We start from the raw sequence: 14,874 nt of genomic DNA, 5'->3' as shown, positions 1-14,874 counted from the left end.
TTTAAAATCCCGCAACGAGGAATATCCATGCGCCAACCCGATATCGAGATTTACCTGAAGGACGCCGACGTCGACCACAAGGCCATCGCCGCCTGGCTGGGCGCTGCCCTGGGCGCCTGCTCGGACTGGGTCCAGAAAGGCCAGACCTACAAGTGCACGGCCGGCAACGTGCCCGTCACCTGGCTGCCCAAAGCCGTCGGCAAATGGAACAGCCTGTACCTGGAAAGCGACCAGACTCCCTGGGACGACGACATCGCCTGCGCCCGCGCCGCCTTTGCCGCGCTGAACGTCGAAGTGCGCTGCGCGCCGGGCACGTGGGTCGAGGAGGAAGGTGAGGAAAGCGCCGACACCTGGATTCGCATCAGCGCCGACGGTGAAGAGCAGATCACCTGGAAAACCGCCTGACCGTGTGGGAGGGGGCTTGCTCCCGATAGCGGTGGGTCAGCCAGCTTATGTGTAGCTGACTCACTGCAATCGGGAGCAAGCCCCCTCCCACATGGGTTCAGTAGTGGACTTACAGGCCGACCACATCCTCGGCCTGCAAGCCCTTCTCGCCGCTCACCAGGGCGTACTCCACCTGCTGGCCCTCGGCCAACGAGCGGTGGCCTTCACCGCGAATGGCGCGGTAGTGCACGAACACATCCTTGCCATCTTCACGCTGTATAAAGCCATAACCCTTTGCATCGTTGAACCACTTCACATTGCCGGTTTCGCGCGTCGTCATCCGTCTTGCTCCCACATGCATTTTTATTGTTGAGTTGTTCGCATTGAACTGCCGAGTATAAGACAGGCTCAAAAACCATCAACTCAAGTTTACATCGCTGCTTTTTTGCCGATTTTCGGCGAATACGGCACACTACCCACCCGAGCGCCTGCTCGGTTTTTTTCCACTTCAAGCAGCTCGCCTATGACCCGCTCCCCGTTCCGCCGTCTGGTGTTCGGCACCTTGCGCCGACTGTTGTACCTCTGGGTTCGCTCGGAGACGATCAACCAGTCGTCCCTGACCCTCAACCTCGACCGCAGCCGGCCGGTGTTCTATGTCCTGCAATCGCCTTCCCTCACCGAACTGGCCGTGGTCGATGCCGAGTGCACCAAGGCCGGCCTGCCGCGCCCAGTGCTGCCGGTGGCGGTAGGCCCGCTGATGGAAGCTGCTGCGTTCTTCTACCTCACGCCGGAGCCGGACTGGCTGGGCCGCCAGGACAAGCGCGGGGCGCCGCCTACCCTGACGCGGCTGGTCAACACCCTCAGCGAACACGCCGAAGAGAATGCACAAATCATTCCGGTCAGCGTGTTCTGGGGCCAGTCCCCCGAGAGCGAGTCCAGCCCGTGGAAGCTGCTGTTTGCCGACAGCTGGGCCGTCACCGGGCGCCTGCGCCGCCTGTTGAGCATCCTGATCCTGGGCCGCAAGACCCGGGTGCAATTCTCCGCGCCAATCAACCTGCGCGAATTGATCGAGCACAATAAAGGCCACGAACGCACCGTGCGCATGGCCCAGCGCATCCTGCGCGTGCACTTTCGTAACCTGAAGACGGCGGTCATCGGTCCCGACCTGTCCCACCGTCGCAACCTGGTGAAAGGCTTGGTGAACATGCCCCTGGTGCGCCAGGCCATCCTGGATGAGGCCGAACGGGAAAAGATCGCTCCGGAAAAAGCCAAGGCCCTGGCCCTGCGCTACGGCAACGAGATCGCCTCGGACTTCACCTACACCGCGATCCGCTTCCTCGAAGTGGTGCTGAGCTGGTTCTGGAACAAGATCTACGACGGCATCAAGGTCAACAATATCGAAGGTGTGCAACAGGTCGCCCAGGGCTACGAGGTGATCTACGTGCCTTGCCACCGCAGCCATATCGACTACCTGCTGCTGTCGTACCTGCTGTTCAAGAACGGCCTGACCCCACCGCACATCGCCGCCGGGATCAACCTGAACATGCCGGTGATCGGCAGCCTGCTGCGCCGTGGCGGTGCGTTTTTCATGCGCCGCACCTTTAAGGGCAACCCGCTGTACACCTCGGTGTTCAACGAATACCTGCACACCCTGTTCACCAAGGGTTTCCCCGTGGAGTATTTCGTTGAAGGCGGGCGTTCGCGCACCGGGCGCATGCTGCAGCCCAAGACCGGCATGCTGGCGATCACCCTGCGCAGCTTCCTGCGCTCTTCGCGCATGCCAATCGTGTTCGTGCCGGTGTACATCGGCTATGAACGCGTGCTTGAGGGCCGCACTTACCTCGGCGAACTGCGCGGTGCGAGCAAGAAGAAAGAGTCGATCTTCGATATTTTCAAAGTGGTCGGCGCGCTCAAGCAGCGCTTTGGCCAGGTCGCGGTCAACTTCGGCGAGCCGATCAAGCTGGCCGAGTTCCTCGACAGCGAGCAGCCGGACTGGCGCTCCCAGGAACTGGGCCCGAACTACAAGCCGGCGTGGCTGCATGAAACCACGCACCGCCTGGGCGAACAGGTAGCGCGCCACCTCAACGAAGCAGCGGCGGTCAACCCGGTTAACCTGGTGGCCCTGGCCTTGCTCTCGACCACACGCCTGGCCCTGGACGAACAGGCCATGGCCCGCCAGCTCGACCTGTACCTGGCGCTGTTGCGCCGCGTGCCCTACTCGCCGCACACCACCTTGCCCGAAGGTGACGGCCTGGCGCTGATCAAGCACGTCAAGGACATGGACCTGCTGTCGGAACAAAGCGATGCCCTGGGCAAGATTCTTTACCTGGACGAGCAGAACGCCGTCCTGATGACCTACTACCGCAACAACGTGCTGCACATCTTCGCCCTGCCGGCGCTGCTGGCGAGCTTCTTCCAGAGCAGCTCGCGCATGAGCCGCGAGCAGATGCTGCGCTACACCCACGCGCTGTACCCGTACCTGCAATCGGAGCTGTTTATCCGCTGGTCCCTGGAAGACCTCGACGCGGTGGTCGACCAATGGCTGCAAGCGTTTGTCGAGCAGGGCCTGCTGCGCTTCGAGAACGAGGTGTACCTGCGTCCGGCGCCGAGTTCACGGCATTTCGTGCTGCTGACATTGCTGTCCAAGAGCATCGCCCAGACCCTGCAACGCTTCTATATGGCAATCTCGCTGCTGCTCAACAGCGGCCAGAGCAGCATCAGCGCCGAAGAGCTGGAAGACCTGTGCACGATCATGGCCCAGCGCCTGTCGATCCTGCATGGCCTCAATGCCCCGGAATTCTTCGACAAGAGCCTTTTCCGACATTTCATCCAGACGCTGCTGGAGCAAGATGTGCTGCGCCGCGACGAAGCCGGCAAATTGAGCTATCACGATTTGCTCGGCGAGCTGGCCGAAGGCGCCGCCAAACGCGTATTGCCCGCCGACATTCGCCTGTCGATCCGTCAGGTGGCGCTGCACCGTGTCGATGGCGCGGCCGAAGCGCCGGTCGAACCTGCACAAAGCCACCCGATTGAATGATCAACCTCTGAACATAAGGAAGCCTTTCATGCTCCGTAACACGCTCCGCCTGACTGCCCTGTGTGCCGGCCTGCTGCTCGGTGCCAACGCCATGGCCCTGGACCTTGGCAGCCTGTCCCAGGGCGACGCCAGTGGCGGCCTCAAGGATGCGCTGACCCAGGGCGCGCAGATTGCCGTGAAGCAACTGGGTACCCCCGGCGGTTTCAGCAACAACCCTGAGGTAAAAATCGGCCTGCCGGGCAAGCTCGGTAAAGTCGCCGACAAACTCAAGCTGTTCGGCATGGGTGAACAGGTCACCCAGTTGGAAACCAGCATGAACAAGGCCGCCGAAACCGCCGTGACCCAGGCTCAGCCGATCCTGGTCAACGCCGTGAAAAACATGAGCGTGACCGACGCCAAGGGCATTCTCAGCGGCGGTCAGGACTCGGCCACGCAGTACCTGAACAAGAGCAGCCGCGAGCAGATTCGCGCCAGGTTCCTGCCAATAGTCAAAGCAGCGACCGACAAGGTCGGCGTGGCCCAGCAGTACAACGCCCTGGCCGGCAAGGCGGCGGCTTTTGGCGCGGTGGATGCCAAGAGCGCGAATGTCGAAAGCTACGTGACGGAGCAGGCGCTGGACGGTTTGTTCAAGATGATTGCGCAGCAGGAAGAAACCATTCGCAAGAATCCGGCAGCAGCGGCGACGAGCCTGGCCAGGAAAGTCTTTGGTGCGCTCTGAGCCTGACTGACGCATGAAAAAGCCCTGACAGTGTCAGGGCTTTTTTTTGCTCAACCGAGTGCCGGGCTTGCTTGTCAGCACACTCAGTAACTTATGCGGCCTTGGGACGAGAAATTACCACTTTGAGAAAACGACATGCCCGAGTTTTCGTTGGCATTGTTGTTTTCATTGTTGATCGTAATATTGATGTCCAGCTTGTTACCCTCCCTGTCTTTGCTTTTATCTTTGTCCTGGTCCTGGCCTTGTCCATTCCCCCCTAACATCGAATTCATCATCTGCATCGGCAGCATCATCAGTATTGGCAAGATCATAAATATTCCTTTCTAGCTGAATTCACATCGGAACCCAAAGCGTCGCATTGTGTGTGCGACGGCACCTACCGGTCGGGTAATCCTTGTGTGGTATCCAGAGAGAAATGGTTCCGGAGGCTACGCGTCCTTCCTTACTCGAAACCACGCCGCATACAGCGCCGGCAGGAACAACAGCGTCAACGCCGTCGCCACAATCAGCCCGCCCATGATCGCGACCGCCATCGGCCCGAAGAACACACTGCGCGACAGGGGAATCATCGCCAGCACTGCCGCCAGCGCCGTCAGCACAATCGGACGAAAGCGCCGCACCGTGGCTTCGATGATCGCCTGCCAGGGCGCAAGGCCGGCCTTGATGTCCTGTTCGATCTGATCCACCAGAATCACCGAGTTGCGCATGATCATGCCCGACAGGGCGATGGTGCCGAGCATCGCCACAAAGCCGAAAGGTTGGCGGAATACCAGCAGGAACAGCGTCACGCCGATCAGGCCCAACGGTGCGGTGAGAAACACCATGGCGGTGCGTGAGAAGCTGCGCAGTTGCAGCATCAGCAACGTCAGCACCACCACGATAAACAAGGGCACGCCGGCCTTCACCGAGTTCTGTCCACGGGCGGCATCTTCGACGGTGCCACCCACCTCGAGCAGGTAGCCATCCGGCAACTCGGCGCGCACCTCCGCAAGGGTCGGCAGGATCTGCTGGACCAGGGTCGCTGGCTGTTCCTTGCCGTAGATATCGGCGCGCACCGTCACCGTCGGCAGGCGATTACGGTGCCAGATGATGCCCTCCTCGAAGCCATATTCGAGGGTGGCGATCTGCGACAGCGCCACACTCTTGCCGTTGTCGGTGGGCACCGCCAGGCTGGGCAGCAGCGACAACTGCGTACGTTCCTGGACGGTGCCGCGCAGCAGGATTTCGATCAACTCGTTGTCCTCGCGGTATTGGCTGACGCTGGCGCCGGTCAACGAGCGCTGGAGGAATCGCGACAGGTTCGCGGTGCTCACGCCGAGGGCGCGCGCACGGTCCTGATCGATATTGAGGTAGACGATCTTGCTCGGTTCTTCCCAGTCCAGGTGCACATTGACCACGTGGGCGTTTTCGCGAACCCTGGCCGCCACTTTCCGCGCAAGGGCGCGCACTTCGTCGATGTGCTCGCCGGTCACCCGGAACTGCACCGGGTAGCCCACGGGCGGGCCGTTCTCCAGGCGCGTGACGCGGGAACGCAGGTCGGGAAATTGTTCGTTGAGGGTTTCGATCAGCCAGGTGCGCAGGTCTTCGCGCGCCTCAATGGTGCTGGCGAGCACCACCACCTGCGCAAAGCTGGTGGCTGGCAGTTGCTGGTCAAGCGGCAGGTAGAACCGCGGCGAACCGGTGCCCACGTAGGCCACATAGTTATCGACCCCCACATGCTCCTTGAGCAAACCTTCAAGGCGCTTGACCTGGTCGGCAGTGTTGCTCAGGGACGCGCCTTCGGCCAGCTTCAGGTCGACCATCAACTCCAGGCGACCGGAGGCCGGAAAGAACTGCTGCGGCACAAAGCGAAACAACACCACCGAGCCGATAAACAGCAACAGGGTCAGCACGATCACGGTTTTACGTCGGCGTACGCACCATTCCACCACACGTCTGACACGTTGATAGAACGGGGTGCCGTAGGGATCGGGCCCACTGGCGCCATGCTTGGCCGCATGAATCTTCGCCAGATCCGGCAGAAGTTTTTCCCCCAGGAACGGCACAAACACCACCGCTGCCACCCATGAAGCGAGTAGCGCAATGGTCACTACCTGGAAGATCGAGCGGGTGTATTCGCCGGTACTCGATTGTGCGGTGGCAATCGGCAGGAAGCCTGCTGCCGTGATCAGCGTGCCGGTGAGCATCGGGAAGGCGGTGCTGGTCCAGGCGAAACTGGCGGCCTTGAAGCGGTCGTAGCCCTGCTCCATTTTGATCGCCATCATTTCCACGGCGATGATGGCGTCGTCCACCAGCAGGCCCAGCGCCAGCACCAGGGCGCCGAGGGAGATCTTGTGCAGGCCGATGCCGAGGTAATACATGCTGGCGAAAGTCATGGCCAGCACCAGCGGAATCGCCAGGGCCACCACCATGCCGGTGCGAATTCCCAGGGAGAAGAAACTCACCAGCAGCACAATGGCCAATGCTTCGGCGAGCACCTGGACGAATTCGCCGACACTGGTTTTCACTGCTGCCGGCTGATCCGACACCTTGCGCAGCTCCATGCCGGCCGGAAGGTTCTTTTGCAGCCGTGCGAACTCGCCTTCAAGGGCCTTGCCCAGCACCAAAATGTCGCCACCGTCGCGCATCGCCACGGCCAGGCCGATGGCATCGGCGCCCATGAAGCGCATGCGCGGTGAAGGCGGATCAGTGAAGCCACGCTGAATCTCGGCCACATCGCTGATACGCAGGGTTCGCTCGCCAACGCGAATCGGGAAGTCGCGAATCTGCTCTACGCTTTTGAAGTTGCCCGACACGCGCAGTTGCACGCGCTCGGTCGGGGTTTCGAAAAAGCCGGCGGTGGAGACGGCGTTCTGTTCCTGCAACGCCTGCTGCACCGCCGCCAGGGGCAGGCCGAGGGTGGCGAGCTTGAGGTTGGACAGTTCGATCCAGATTTTCTCGTCCTGCAGGCCGAGCAACTCGACCTTGCCCACATCCGCTACGCGCTGCAGTTGGATCTGGATACGGTCGGCGTAGTCCTTGAGCACGGCGTAGTCGAAGCCGTCACCGGTCAGCGCGTAGATATTGCCGAAGGTGGTGCCGAACTCGTCATTGAAAAACGGCCCCTGGATATCCGGCGGCAAGGTCTGGCGAATGTCGCTGATCTTCTTGCGCACCTGGTACCACAACTCGGGGATCTGCGCCGAGTGCATGGCGTCGCGGGCAATGAAGGTGACCTGGGATTCTCCAGGCCGGGAGAACGACACGATGCGCTCGTAATCGCCGGTCTCCATGAGTTTTTTCTCAATGCGCTCGGTGACCTGACGCGAGACTTCCTCGGCCGTGGCGCCTGGCCAGTTGGTCTTGATCACCATGGCCTTGAACGTAAACGGCGGATCCTCGCTTTGCCCCAGCTTGGTGTAGGACAGCGTACCGACTACTGCCAGCAGGATCATCAGGAACAACACGATCTGGCGATTACGCAACGCCCATGCGGAAAGATTGAAACCCATGGGGACTACTCCTTGGCCGCCAGATTCACCACGCGGTTGGCACGATCCACCGGGCGCACCTGCTGGCCTTCGTGGAGCACATGCACGCCGGCGGCAATCACCCAATCCGTGGGTTGCAAACCTTCCAGCACCGGTACGCTGTGTTCACCGAAGGCACCGATACGCACCGGGGTGCGCTCCAGGGTGCTGTCCGGGCGCACACGCCACACGTAGGACGCCCCATTCTCCGCACTGAGGGCAGACAGCGGCACCGACAGCGCAATAATGCCATCGGCCTGTATGAATACGCGCGCGCTCTGGCCCAGCACGGCGGGGACTTTGCCGCCCGTGAACGCAACGCGTGCGGCAAAGGTGCGTGATTTGGGATCGGCCGCCGGCGACAGCTCGCGAATATGCCCGGTAAAGCGCTGGTCCGGCTGATTCCACAGCTCCACCGACACTGGCTGACCGATTTTGAAACGGGCAAAGCCCTGCTCCGGCAGGCTGATCGCCACTTCCCGTTCGCCATCGGTGGCCAGGGTGAACACGGTCTGCCCGGCGGACACCACCTGGCCGACTTCCACCGCGCGCCGGGCCACCACGCCATCCTGCGGCGCGCGCAGCACGGCGTAACCGGCCTGGTTGCCGGCCACGGTGAACTCAGCCTTGATCTGTCTGAGCCGTGCTTCACCCGCCCGGTAGAGGTTTTCGGCGTTGTCGTACTGCGAGCGACTGACCATCTGCCGGTCCATCAGCGTTTTGTAGCGATCCCGCTCGGCGCGCACCAGGTTCAGGTTGGCCTCGGCGGCGGCCACCTGGGCGCGCGCGGCGTCCAGCTGCAGGCGCACATCCTGCGGATCAAGCTCGGCCAGTGGCTGGTTGGCCCTGACCCGTTCACCCTCCTCCACCCGGCGCTGGCTGACTTTGCCGCCGATGCGAAAGGCCAGGTCCGGTTCATAGCGGGCACGCACCTCACCGGTGTAGCTGTCCATCGCCTGCGCCGAAGGCTGCGGTTGCACCACCATGGCAGGGCGGACGCTGGTTTGGACCGCTTCTTCGTGGCCGCAGGCGGCCAGCAGGAAGACCAGACTGACAGGCAACGCAAGGGGCAGGAAAGTGCTGCGCATGCTGAAGGACCTTTCGCAAATGGAGCGCGGAATAATTATACTGGCCGGTATGTTATTAATACCAAACTCACCAGTCCAGTATTAAAGGTAAAATGTCCTACAATCGTGCCAACACCAATAGCCCTGGGCGTCCCAAGGACATGGCAAAACGCCAGGCAATCCTCGAAGCAGCGAAGGTGCTGTTTTTGAGCAATGGCTACGCCAGCACCAGCATGGACGCCGTGGCCCTTGAGGCCGGCGTGTCGAAACTCACCGTGTACAGCCACTTCACCGACAAGGAAACCTTGTTCACCGCCGCCGTGGTCGCCACCTGCGAGGAACAACTGCCGGTGATGTACTTCGAGCTGCCCGCCGGCATCCCCGTGGAGACGGTGCTGCTGAACATCGCGCGGGGCTTTCATCGGTTGATCAACAGTGAAGAGTCAGTGAACCTGCATCGCCTGATGATGACCACGGGCAATCAGGACGTGAAACTCTCGCAGATCTTCTTCGAGGCGGGCCCGATGCGCATGTTGCAAGGCATGGAGCGGCTGCTGGGCAAGATCGACCAGAGCGGCGCATTGAGCATCGACAAACCGTTTACGGCGGCCGAACACTTCTTCTGCCTGCTCAAGGGCACGGCGAACTTTCGCCTGCTGTATGGCTGCGGCGGGCAGCTGAGCGAGCACGCCGCCGAAGCCCATGTGCAGGATGTGGTGGGGTTGTTCATGCGGGCTTATGGGAGAGGGGCAGCTGTAAGTGGTTAGCTGCAAGCTAAAAGCAACCGTGCTTGCAGCTCGCAGCTTGCAGCTTGCAGCTGCTCTTAAGGCCTAATCGCTTTTTTAGGATATATGTCATACCGGCTGGACTTGCCATCCAGCGCATGACTGGGCTTGGGCCCGTCAATGCAGGGTGCCTTGCGCGGGCGTTTGACCACCACGCGGTGGCTGGCCAGGGCCAGGGCGGCCGCGAGCAAGGCCGGGGCGTCCGGGTCATCGCCCACCAGAGGCCGGAACAGGCGCATTTCCTTCTTCACCAGTGCCGTTTTCTCACGGTGCGGGAACATCGGGTCGAGGTAGATAACCTGGGGCGGTTCGCCCTGCCAGTTAAGCATCAGGTCGATGGCGTTGCCCTTGAGCAACTGCATGCGCGCGACAATCGGCGCGACTTCAAAATCATCCGCGCCGCGTGCGAGGCCGTCTTCGAGCAAGGCGCCGATCAGCGGCTGGCGCTCGATCAGGCGCATCTCGCAACCCAGGCTTGCCAGCACGAAAGCGTCCTTGCCCAGGCCTGCGGTGGCATCGAGTACCCGTGGCCGTACGCCTTGAGCAATCCCCACCGCCTTGGCGATCATCTGCCCGCTGCCGCCGCCGTATAGCCGCCGATGGGCAGCGCCGCCTTCAACAAAGTCAACACGCACCGGCCCCGGCGCGTCAGGCCCCAGCTGTTGCAGTTGCAGGCCGTGCTCACCCACTTGCAGGGAAAAATCCGCCGCTTCGAGCTGCACCGGCAAGCCGAGCAGCGCCGCCCACTGCTCGGCGCGCGCCTGAAATCCGTCGGCCAAGGCTTCGACACGAATGCGGCTGGCCGCTGGTTGTTCGCTCATCAATCGCTACGCTCAAAAATATTAAGGATCGGCCAATAACGGCCGATAAAACCAACAGTCAGGTATTTTGCCAGAGCTGAGCGTCGACCGAGAAAAATGTCAGACATTCTCCCCCTAACCATCGGTGTACTGCCGACCCACAACCATTACGGACTGCACAATACTCAAGCGCTGGCCGGGGTGAGTCATGTGTGGCAGGACTTCTTCGCCCGCGCGCTGGCCGAACAGTTGGGCGGGACGGCGGATGCGCAGGCGGCTCAGGCTCCAGCCGCGGCGGACCCGGCGGTTGAGCCCAGCGCCGGCGCCGACGTGCTGTCGCAGATTCTCACCCAGCGCGAATGCAACGTCACCGACACCCCGATCGCCCCGCCTGAACCGCTGTTCTTACCGATTGCCGAATTCGAGACCGACCTGCTGCCACCGGCCGCGACGCCGTTCCCCGAAGAAGAACTCGTCGCTCAACAGCGTCAGCAGAACTTCGAAAGCGGCTGGGTGCGCCCTCTGGTGCTGACCGCCGGCCAGCAGCCACCCGCGCCAGGCCCTGCGCCGCAACCGCGCGCGCTGCACCTGCCGATTGCCGAATTCGAACTGGACCTGCTGCCTGCGCCTGCCGAGCCGTACCCAGCCGAAGCGCTGGTGGCGCAGCAAAAGGCCCTGGACTTCGACGCCTACTGGGCACGCCCGCTGGTGGCGCACAACTTGCGCCTGGCCGCCTAACGACACACCCACCCACGTCCCATGTCCAGGTGGAAATGATTGCGGTGTGCCGCGTTGTAGTCCGGACTCAACACCACGTTGAAATCATCACAGGCGCTGTCGCGCACCTGGCGCAGGAATCGCGCACTGTCGCCCTCCCCCGGCCAATCCTTGAGCACACTGATGCGGCGCCCGTCCGCCAGGCGAAAGCCTGCGATATCCACTGCATTGGCCGACGCATGCTGGCTGAGTCGCCCGTCGGCGCGGTTATAGACATTACGGCAGGCGAAGCTGCCCAGGTGATCGACACGCGTCACCGCCTGGCCAAACACGGCCTGGGCGGCCGGTTGCAGGCTGTGGCGTTCGAACAGGGCAAACGCCACCGCCAGCGGGCAACTGGCGAGAAAGCTGCTGCTCAAGGTCACCTGCGCGCCCTGCACGCGCAATACATTGCGCAACGGGCACGCAACATCGGCCGGCGAATCCGCCTGATGGCTGACGCGCAAGCCCGAGGTCTGCAGCACCTGGTCGCACAGGGCGGGGTCATCCTGTAGACGCCCCAGCTTGAAGCGCGTCAACAGGTTGGGCGTGTCGCGCACATCCAGCGGCGCCCAGGGATTCCATTGATTCGGCAAGGGCAGCCAGCCGCGCCAGGCACCCAGTGCGACGGCGCCCGCGAGCAACAACAGCATGGCGGTGACGCTTAGGCCGCGCACCGCTTACTCCTTGAAGAATTGGCTGGCCTGGCTGTAGGACATCGAGCGTTCGGTAAAGGAAAAAGTGCCCAACCCACACACCTCCTGCGCCGCCCGATAAAACTCGCCATACGCCGCCAGCGCCATGGCCGACCCTACGCTGATGCGCTTGACGCCCATGTCGCTCAACTGCGCCACGCTGAGTTTGAGGCCACCGGACATCAACACATTCACCGGCTTGGGGGCGACGGCCTTGACCACCGCCAGCACCTCTTCGGCACTGCGCAGGCCTGGTGCGTAGAGCACGTCGGCACCGGCCTCGGCGTAGGCCTGCAGCCGGCGCAGGGTGTCAGGCAAATCCAGGCGACCGTGCAGGAGGTTCTCCGCGCGGGCCGTCAGCATGAACGGGAACGGCAGGCTGCGTGCCGCAGCCACAGCGGCCTCCACACGCTCGACCGACAGGTCAAAGGCGTAGATCGGGTCGGCGGCAATACCTGTGGCATCTTCGATGGAGCCGCCGACAATACCCACAGCCGCGGCCCGCAGGATGGTCCGGGCGCAGCCTTCAGGGGTGTCGCTGAAGCCGTTTTCCAGATCGGCTGCCACCGGCAACGCCGTGGCCTTGGCGATCATCCCGGCGTTGACCAGCGTGTCCTCCAACGACAACGCCCCTTCGGCATCCGGGCGACCCAGGCTGAAGGCATAACCGGCGCTGGTGGTGGCCAGGGCTTCAAAGCCGAGATGGGCAAGCATGATGGCGGAACCCGCGTCCCACGGGTTGGGCATCACGAATGCGCGATCACGGGTGTGCAGGGCCTGGAAGGTTTCGGCGCGAAGGGTTTGGGCATCCATGACTGACTCCTGGCGGGAAAGGGAGCCCTAGAGTAACCCCAGTTGCTCCGCTGCGGGCTCGCGATGCAAGGTCGGCAACGCCGGCAGGCCCGGCAGACGCGCCATCAGTCTGGCGTGAAACCGCAACGCCAGCTGCGCCGCGAGACGGTTGTCGGAGGTGTGCAGGAACACGTACGGCGTGCGGCCTTCTTCAATCCAGACGGCGACTTTTTCCACCCAGGGCGTCAGGAACGGGTCGTTGGCCTCCAGCTCCGGATGGCCGATAAAGCGCACCTGTGGCCATTGCGTCAGCGCTGCCGGGCGCGTCGGCACCTTGGGCTTTTTCGATTGGGCATGCAGCACCGCAGGCGTTGTGGCGGTGCAACTGAACAGCGCGCGCGGATCGAGGCAGATGCGCTCCACGCCACGGTCGCGCAACAGGCGGTTGAGGCTGCGCTCGGCGTCGCCCTTGGCGAAAAACTCCTGATGACGCACCTCGACCGCCAGCGGGCGTTCCAATCCGTCGATAAATCCGGCCAGCTCGCCCAGGCGTTGCGGCGAAAACGTTGCGGGTAATTGCAGCCACAGCGGCGACACACGCTCGCCGAGCGGGCTCATCAGACCGACGAAACTTTCCGCCGCCGGCAGCTGTTCGCGCAGGTCGGCGCTGTGGCTGATGTCACCGGGGAACTTGGCGGTGAAGCGAAAATCATCCGGCATGATCTCGGCCCAGCGCTGCACCGTGGCGGCCGAGGGTCGAGCATAAAAGGTGGTGTTGCCTTCAACGGCGTTGAAGACCTGTGAATACAGCGCCAGGTAATCGCTGGAGCGCGCATCGACCGGATACAGGTACTCGCGCCAGGCGTTTTCACTCCAGGACGGGCAACCGATGTAGTAAGGCAGACGCATCAGATATGGACGTCGAGACCCAGCACTTCCATATCCCATTCGACAAAACCGGCGGTGGTCAGGTAGCTGGCCAGGGCAGTGGCGACGCTTTTGCTCATGGAGCGGGGGAAGACCATGTCTTGCTGACGGGCCGGCAGGCCGCTGATACGCGCACCTGCGCCACTTTGGGCATGGGCGGGTGCTTCAGCGTGGACTTCGATGAAGTCAGGCGAATCCTCGACGGCATCGTCCACCCGAACGTTCGCCTTACGCGGCTTGCGCTTGATGGGGTAGGACTGTGAAGAAAAGCCGTCTATACGCATGGATGCGAGCTCGCTATCAATGATGGCACTTTACTGGCGCTTTCCGTGGCGCGCAAATGCTCTGGTGATAACTAGAACACATATTTTGAAAAATGTTTCAAAGCAGGGGTAGATTCTGACGATTGGCGTAGAATTTGGAGTCCACGCCCTCTTCAACCGTGCCCTGTGGGGAGCAGGCTTGCCCTAATGCCGTTCAGTTAAGCGCAGATTCCCTGTGGCGAGCAGGCTTGTCCTGCGTTGGGCTGCACAGCAGCCCCAAAGCCAGGCGCTGAGCCGTATCAGGTACACCGCGTTTTGCTCGATTGGGGGCGCTTCGCACCCCAACGCGGGGCAAGCCCGCTCGCCACAGGGGCCTGATCGTTTGATCAGAGACCCCGTTCGGCCTTGGTCTGGGCGACTTTATCGCGCAAATAAACCGGGGCGGCCTGATCGGCCGGGATCGCCTCGCCACGCTCGAACGCGAAGCGCGCCAGGGTCAACAGGTCTTCGGCATGGGGCAACAGCGTGGCGTCCTGGCCCACAAGCGGCACATTGATGCGCTCGCCGTACCCCCAACCGGTGCCTGCACCGAACCAGTCACCGCTGGCATCATCAGGCAACCGCGAGGACTCGGGCGACTGCACGGCCTCAACACCCACCAGGCGCATTTCACCCGCCGTCTCGCGGTAGCAGCCCCAATACACTTCGTCCATGCGCGCATCAATCGCTGCCGCTACCTGCGTCGCACCGTGCTCTCGCAGCGCCCGCTGGGCCAGCACGGCGAGGTTGGACACCGGCAACACCGGGCGCTCCAGCGCAAATGCGAGGCCCTGCACCACGCCGATGGCGATACGTACGCCGGTAAACGCGCCAGGGCCGCGGCCGAAGGCGATGGCATCGACGGCAGACAAGGCGATGCCGGCGTCTTCAAGCAGTTGCTTGATCATCGGCAGCAGCTTTTGCGCGTGCAGACGCGGGATCACCTCGTAGTGGCTGGTTACCTTGCCATCGTGCAGCAAGGCAACGGAGCAAGCTTCGGTCGCGGTGTCCAGGGCCAGCAGGGTGCTCATCGGTGTGGGTATCCAGGTCGGAAAAAAGTGCGCCAGTATAAACAACAACGGCCCGCAAGCGGGCCGTTGTA

15 protein-coding genes are annotated in these 14,874 nt (G+C 62.5%); 5 read left to right on the top strand and 10 right to left on the bottom strand.

Going from position 1 to position 14,874, the window contains the following annotated elements; translation table 11 throughout:
- Window positions 1-27: 27 nt before the first annotated feature.
- On the top strand, window positions 28-405 hold the full coding sequence (locus tag LUB09_RS05670; RefSeq protein WP_209989490.1) for a hypothetical protein: 378 nt from the start codon (window positions 28-30) through the stop codon (window positions 403-405).
- 109 nt (window positions 406-514) lie between these two features.
- Here LUB09_RS05670 and LUB09_RS05665 read toward each other — a convergent pair whose 3' ends face one another.
- Entirely contained in the window at window positions 515-724 is a 210-nt protein-coding gene (locus LUB09_RS05665; RefSeq protein WP_057007767.1) for a cold-shock protein, read from the bottom strand.
- 183 nt (window positions 725-907) lie between these two features.
- On the opposite strand from LUB09_RS05665, the gene plsB reads away from it, so the two are divergent.
- The gene (gene plsB / locus LUB09_RS05660; RefSeq protein ID WP_231421976.1) at window positions 908-3,421 is read left to right on the top strand and encodes a glycerol-3-phosphate 1-O-acyltransferase PlsB; all 2,514 of its coding nucleotides are present in this window, start codon (window positions 908-910) and stop codon (window positions 3,419-3,421) included.
- 28 nt (window positions 3,422-3,449) lie between these two features.
- Window positions 3,450-4,139 (top strand): DUF4197 domain-containing protein, encoded by a 690-nt coding sequence (locus tag LUB09_RS05655; protein WP_209989482.1) that lies wholly within the window; start codon window positions 3,450-3,452, stop codon window positions 4,137-4,139.
- 83 nt (window positions 4,140-4,222) lie between these two features.
- Here LUB09_RS05655 and LUB09_RS05650 read toward each other — a convergent pair whose 3' ends face one another.
- The 3 genes from LUB09_RS05650 to LUB09_RS05640 all read right to left on the bottom strand — a co-directional run bounded on the left by LUB09_RS05650 (window position 4,223) and on the right by LUB09_RS05640 (window position 8,736).
- Window positions 4,223-4,450 carry a hypothetical protein gene (locus tag LUB09_RS05650; protein ID WP_209989480.1) on the bottom strand — a complete coding sequence of 76 codons (228 nt, stop codon included), beginning with the start codon at window positions 4,448-4,450 and terminating at the stop codon, window positions 4,223-4,225.
- A gap of 117 nt (window positions 4,451-4,567) precedes the next feature.
- A complete protein-coding gene (locus tag LUB09_RS05645) occupies window positions 4,568-7,630 on the bottom strand; it encodes an efflux RND transporter permease subunit (protein ID WP_209989476.1) in 3,063 nt (1,020 codons plus the stop codon).
- Between the two features lie 5 nt (window positions 7,631-7,635).
- Window positions 7,636-8,736 (bottom strand): efflux RND transporter periplasmic adaptor subunit, encoded by a 1,101-nt coding sequence (locus tag LUB09_RS05640; RefSeq protein WP_231421974.1) that lies wholly within the window; start codon window positions 8,734-8,736, stop codon window positions 7,636-7,638.
- A gap of 92 nt (window positions 8,737-8,828) precedes the next feature.
- Between LUB09_RS05640 and LUB09_RS05635 the strand changes: the two genes are divergently transcribed.
- Window positions 8,829-9,482 (top strand): TetR/AcrR family transcriptional regulator, encoded by a 654-nt coding sequence (locus tag LUB09_RS05635; RefSeq protein WP_209989471.1) that lies wholly within the window; start codon window positions 8,829-8,831, stop codon window positions 9,480-9,482.
- A gap of 56 nt (window positions 9,483-9,538) precedes the next feature.
- On the opposite strand, the gene LUB09_RS05630 is transcribed toward LUB09_RS05635, so the two are convergent.
- Window positions 9,539-10,321: a class I SAM-dependent methyltransferase gene (locus LUB09_RS05630; protein WP_209989468.1), complete on the bottom strand. Its 783-nt coding sequence runs from the start codon at window positions 10,319-10,321 to the stop codon at window positions 9,539-9,541.
- A gap of 96 nt (window positions 10,322-10,417) precedes the next feature.
- Here LUB09_RS05630 and LUB09_RS05625 point away from each other — a divergent pair, with 96 nt between their 5' ends.
- Window positions 10,418-11,038 carry an energy transducer TonB gene (locus LUB09_RS05625; RefSeq protein WP_231421972.1) on the top strand — a complete coding sequence of 207 codons (621 nt, stop codon included), beginning with the start codon at window positions 10,418-10,420 and terminating at the stop codon, window positions 11,036-11,038.
- On the opposite strand, the gene LUB09_RS05620 is transcribed toward LUB09_RS05625, so the two are convergent.
- The 5 genes from LUB09_RS05620 to tsaB form a co-directional block, all read right to left on the bottom strand.
- Complete coding sequence (locus LUB09_RS05620) at window positions 11,035-11,709, bottom strand: extensin-like domain-containing protein (RefSeq protein ID WP_231422143.1); 675 nt, start codon at window positions 11,707-11,709, stop codon at window positions 11,035-11,037. The two genes, LUB09_RS05625 and LUB09_RS05620, sit on opposite strands and share 4 nt — an antisense overlap.
- Before the next feature lie 27 nt (window positions 11,710-11,736).
- The gene (locus LUB09_RS05615; protein ID WP_231421971.1) at window positions 11,737-12,564 is read right to left on the bottom strand and encodes an isocitrate lyase/PEP mutase family protein; all 828 of its coding nucleotides are present in this window, start codon (window positions 12,562-12,564) and stop codon (window positions 11,737-11,739) included.
- A gap of 27 nt (window positions 12,565-12,591) precedes the next feature.
- On the bottom strand, window positions 12,592-13,452 hold the full coding sequence (locus tag LUB09_RS05610) for a DUF72 domain-containing protein (protein ID WP_209989459.1): 861 nt from the start codon (window positions 13,450-13,452) through the stop codon (window positions 12,592-12,594).
- Window positions 13,452-13,754, bottom strand: a complete 303-nt coding sequence (locus tag LUB09_RS05605) for a hypothetical protein (protein ID WP_209989456.1) — start codon at window positions 13,752-13,754, stop codon at window positions 13,452-13,454. The genes LUB09_RS05610 and LUB09_RS05605 overlap by 1 nt, the downstream gene beginning before the upstream one ends.
- Before the next feature lie 365 nt (window positions 13,755-14,119).
- Complete coding sequence (gene tsaB / locus LUB09_RS05600; protein ID WP_209989454.1) at window positions 14,120-14,803, bottom strand: tRNA (adenosine(37)-N6)-threonylcarbamoyltransferase complex dimerization subunit type 1 TsaB; 684 nt, start codon at window positions 14,801-14,803, stop codon at window positions 14,120-14,122.
- Between the last annotated feature and the right edge of the window lie 71 nt (window positions 14,804-14,874).

Source organism: Pseudomonas sp. Leaf59 (genome assembly GCF_920984685.1).
In the GTDB taxonomy this organism is placed as follows: Bacteria; Pseudomonadota; Gammaproteobacteria; order Pseudomonadales; family Pseudomonadaceae; genus Aquipseudomonas.
The sequence above is the reverse complement of the archived record's forward strand: the minus strand, read 5'-3'. Positions and strand labels throughout refer to the sequence as shown.

What these genes read in the sequence shown, in the direction of transcription:
- LUB09_RS05615 (WP_231421971.1), bottom strand. Translation starts at nt 12,564, where the DNA reads ATGGATGCCCAAACCCTTCGCGCCGAAACCTTCCAGGCCCTGCACACC.
- plsB (WP_231421976.1), top strand. Translation starts at nt 908, where the DNA reads ATGACCCGCTCCCCGTTCCGCCGTCTGGTGTTCGGCACCTTGCGCCGA.
- LUB09_RS05625 (WP_231421972.1), top strand. Translation starts at nt 10,418, where the DNA reads ATGTCAGACATTCTCCCCCTAACCATCGGTGTACTGCCGACCCACAAC.
- LUB09_RS05605 (WP_209989456.1), bottom strand. Translation starts at nt 13,754, where the DNA reads ATGCGTATAGACGGCTTTTCTTCACAGTCCTACCCCATCAAGCGCAAG.
- LUB09_RS05640 (WP_231421974.1), bottom strand. Translation starts at nt 8,736, where the DNA reads ATGCGCAGCACTTTCCTGCCCCTTGCGTTGCCTGTCAGTCTGGTCTTC.
- LUB09_RS05620 (WP_231422143.1), bottom strand. Translation starts at nt 11,709, where the DNA reads ATGCTGTTGTTGCTCGCGGGCGCCGTCGCACTGGGTGCCTGGCGCGGC.
- LUB09_RS05610 (WP_209989459.1), bottom strand. Translation starts at nt 13,452, where the DNA reads ATGCGTCTGCCTTACTACATCGGTTGCCCGTCCTGGAGTGAAAACGCC.
- LUB09_RS05645 (WP_209989476.1), bottom strand. Translation starts at nt 7,630, where the DNA reads ATGGGTTTCAATCTTTCCGCATGGGCGTTGCGTAATCGCCAGATCGTG.
- LUB09_RS05630 (WP_209989468.1), bottom strand. Translation starts at nt 10,321, where the DNA reads ATGAGCGAACAACCAGCGGCCAGCCGCATTCGTGTCGAAGCCTTGGCC.
- LUB09_RS05665 (WP_057007767.1), bottom strand. Translation starts at nt 724, where the DNA reads ATGACGACGCGCGAAACCGGCAATGTGAAGTGGTTCAACGATGCAAAG.
- LUB09_RS05655 (WP_209989482.1), top strand. Translation starts at nt 3,450, where the DNA reads ATGCTCCGTAACACGCTCCGCCTGACTGCCCTGTGTGCCGGCCTGCTG.
- LUB09_RS05670 (WP_209989490.1), top strand. Translation starts at nt 28, where the DNA reads ATGCGCCAACCCGATATCGAGATTTACCTGAAGGACGCCGACGTCGAC.
- LUB09_RS05635 (WP_209989471.1), top strand. Translation starts at nt 8,829, where the DNA reads ATGTCCTACAATCGTGCCAACACCAATAGCCCTGGGCGTCCCAAGGAC.
- tsaB (WP_209989454.1), bottom strand. Translation starts at nt 14,803, where the DNA reads ATGAGCACCCTGCTGGCCCTGGACACCGCGACCGAAGCTTGCTCCGTT.
- LUB09_RS05650 (WP_209989480.1), bottom strand. Translation starts at nt 4,450, where the DNA reads ATGATCTTGCCAATACTGATGATGCTGCCGATGCAGATGATGAATTCG.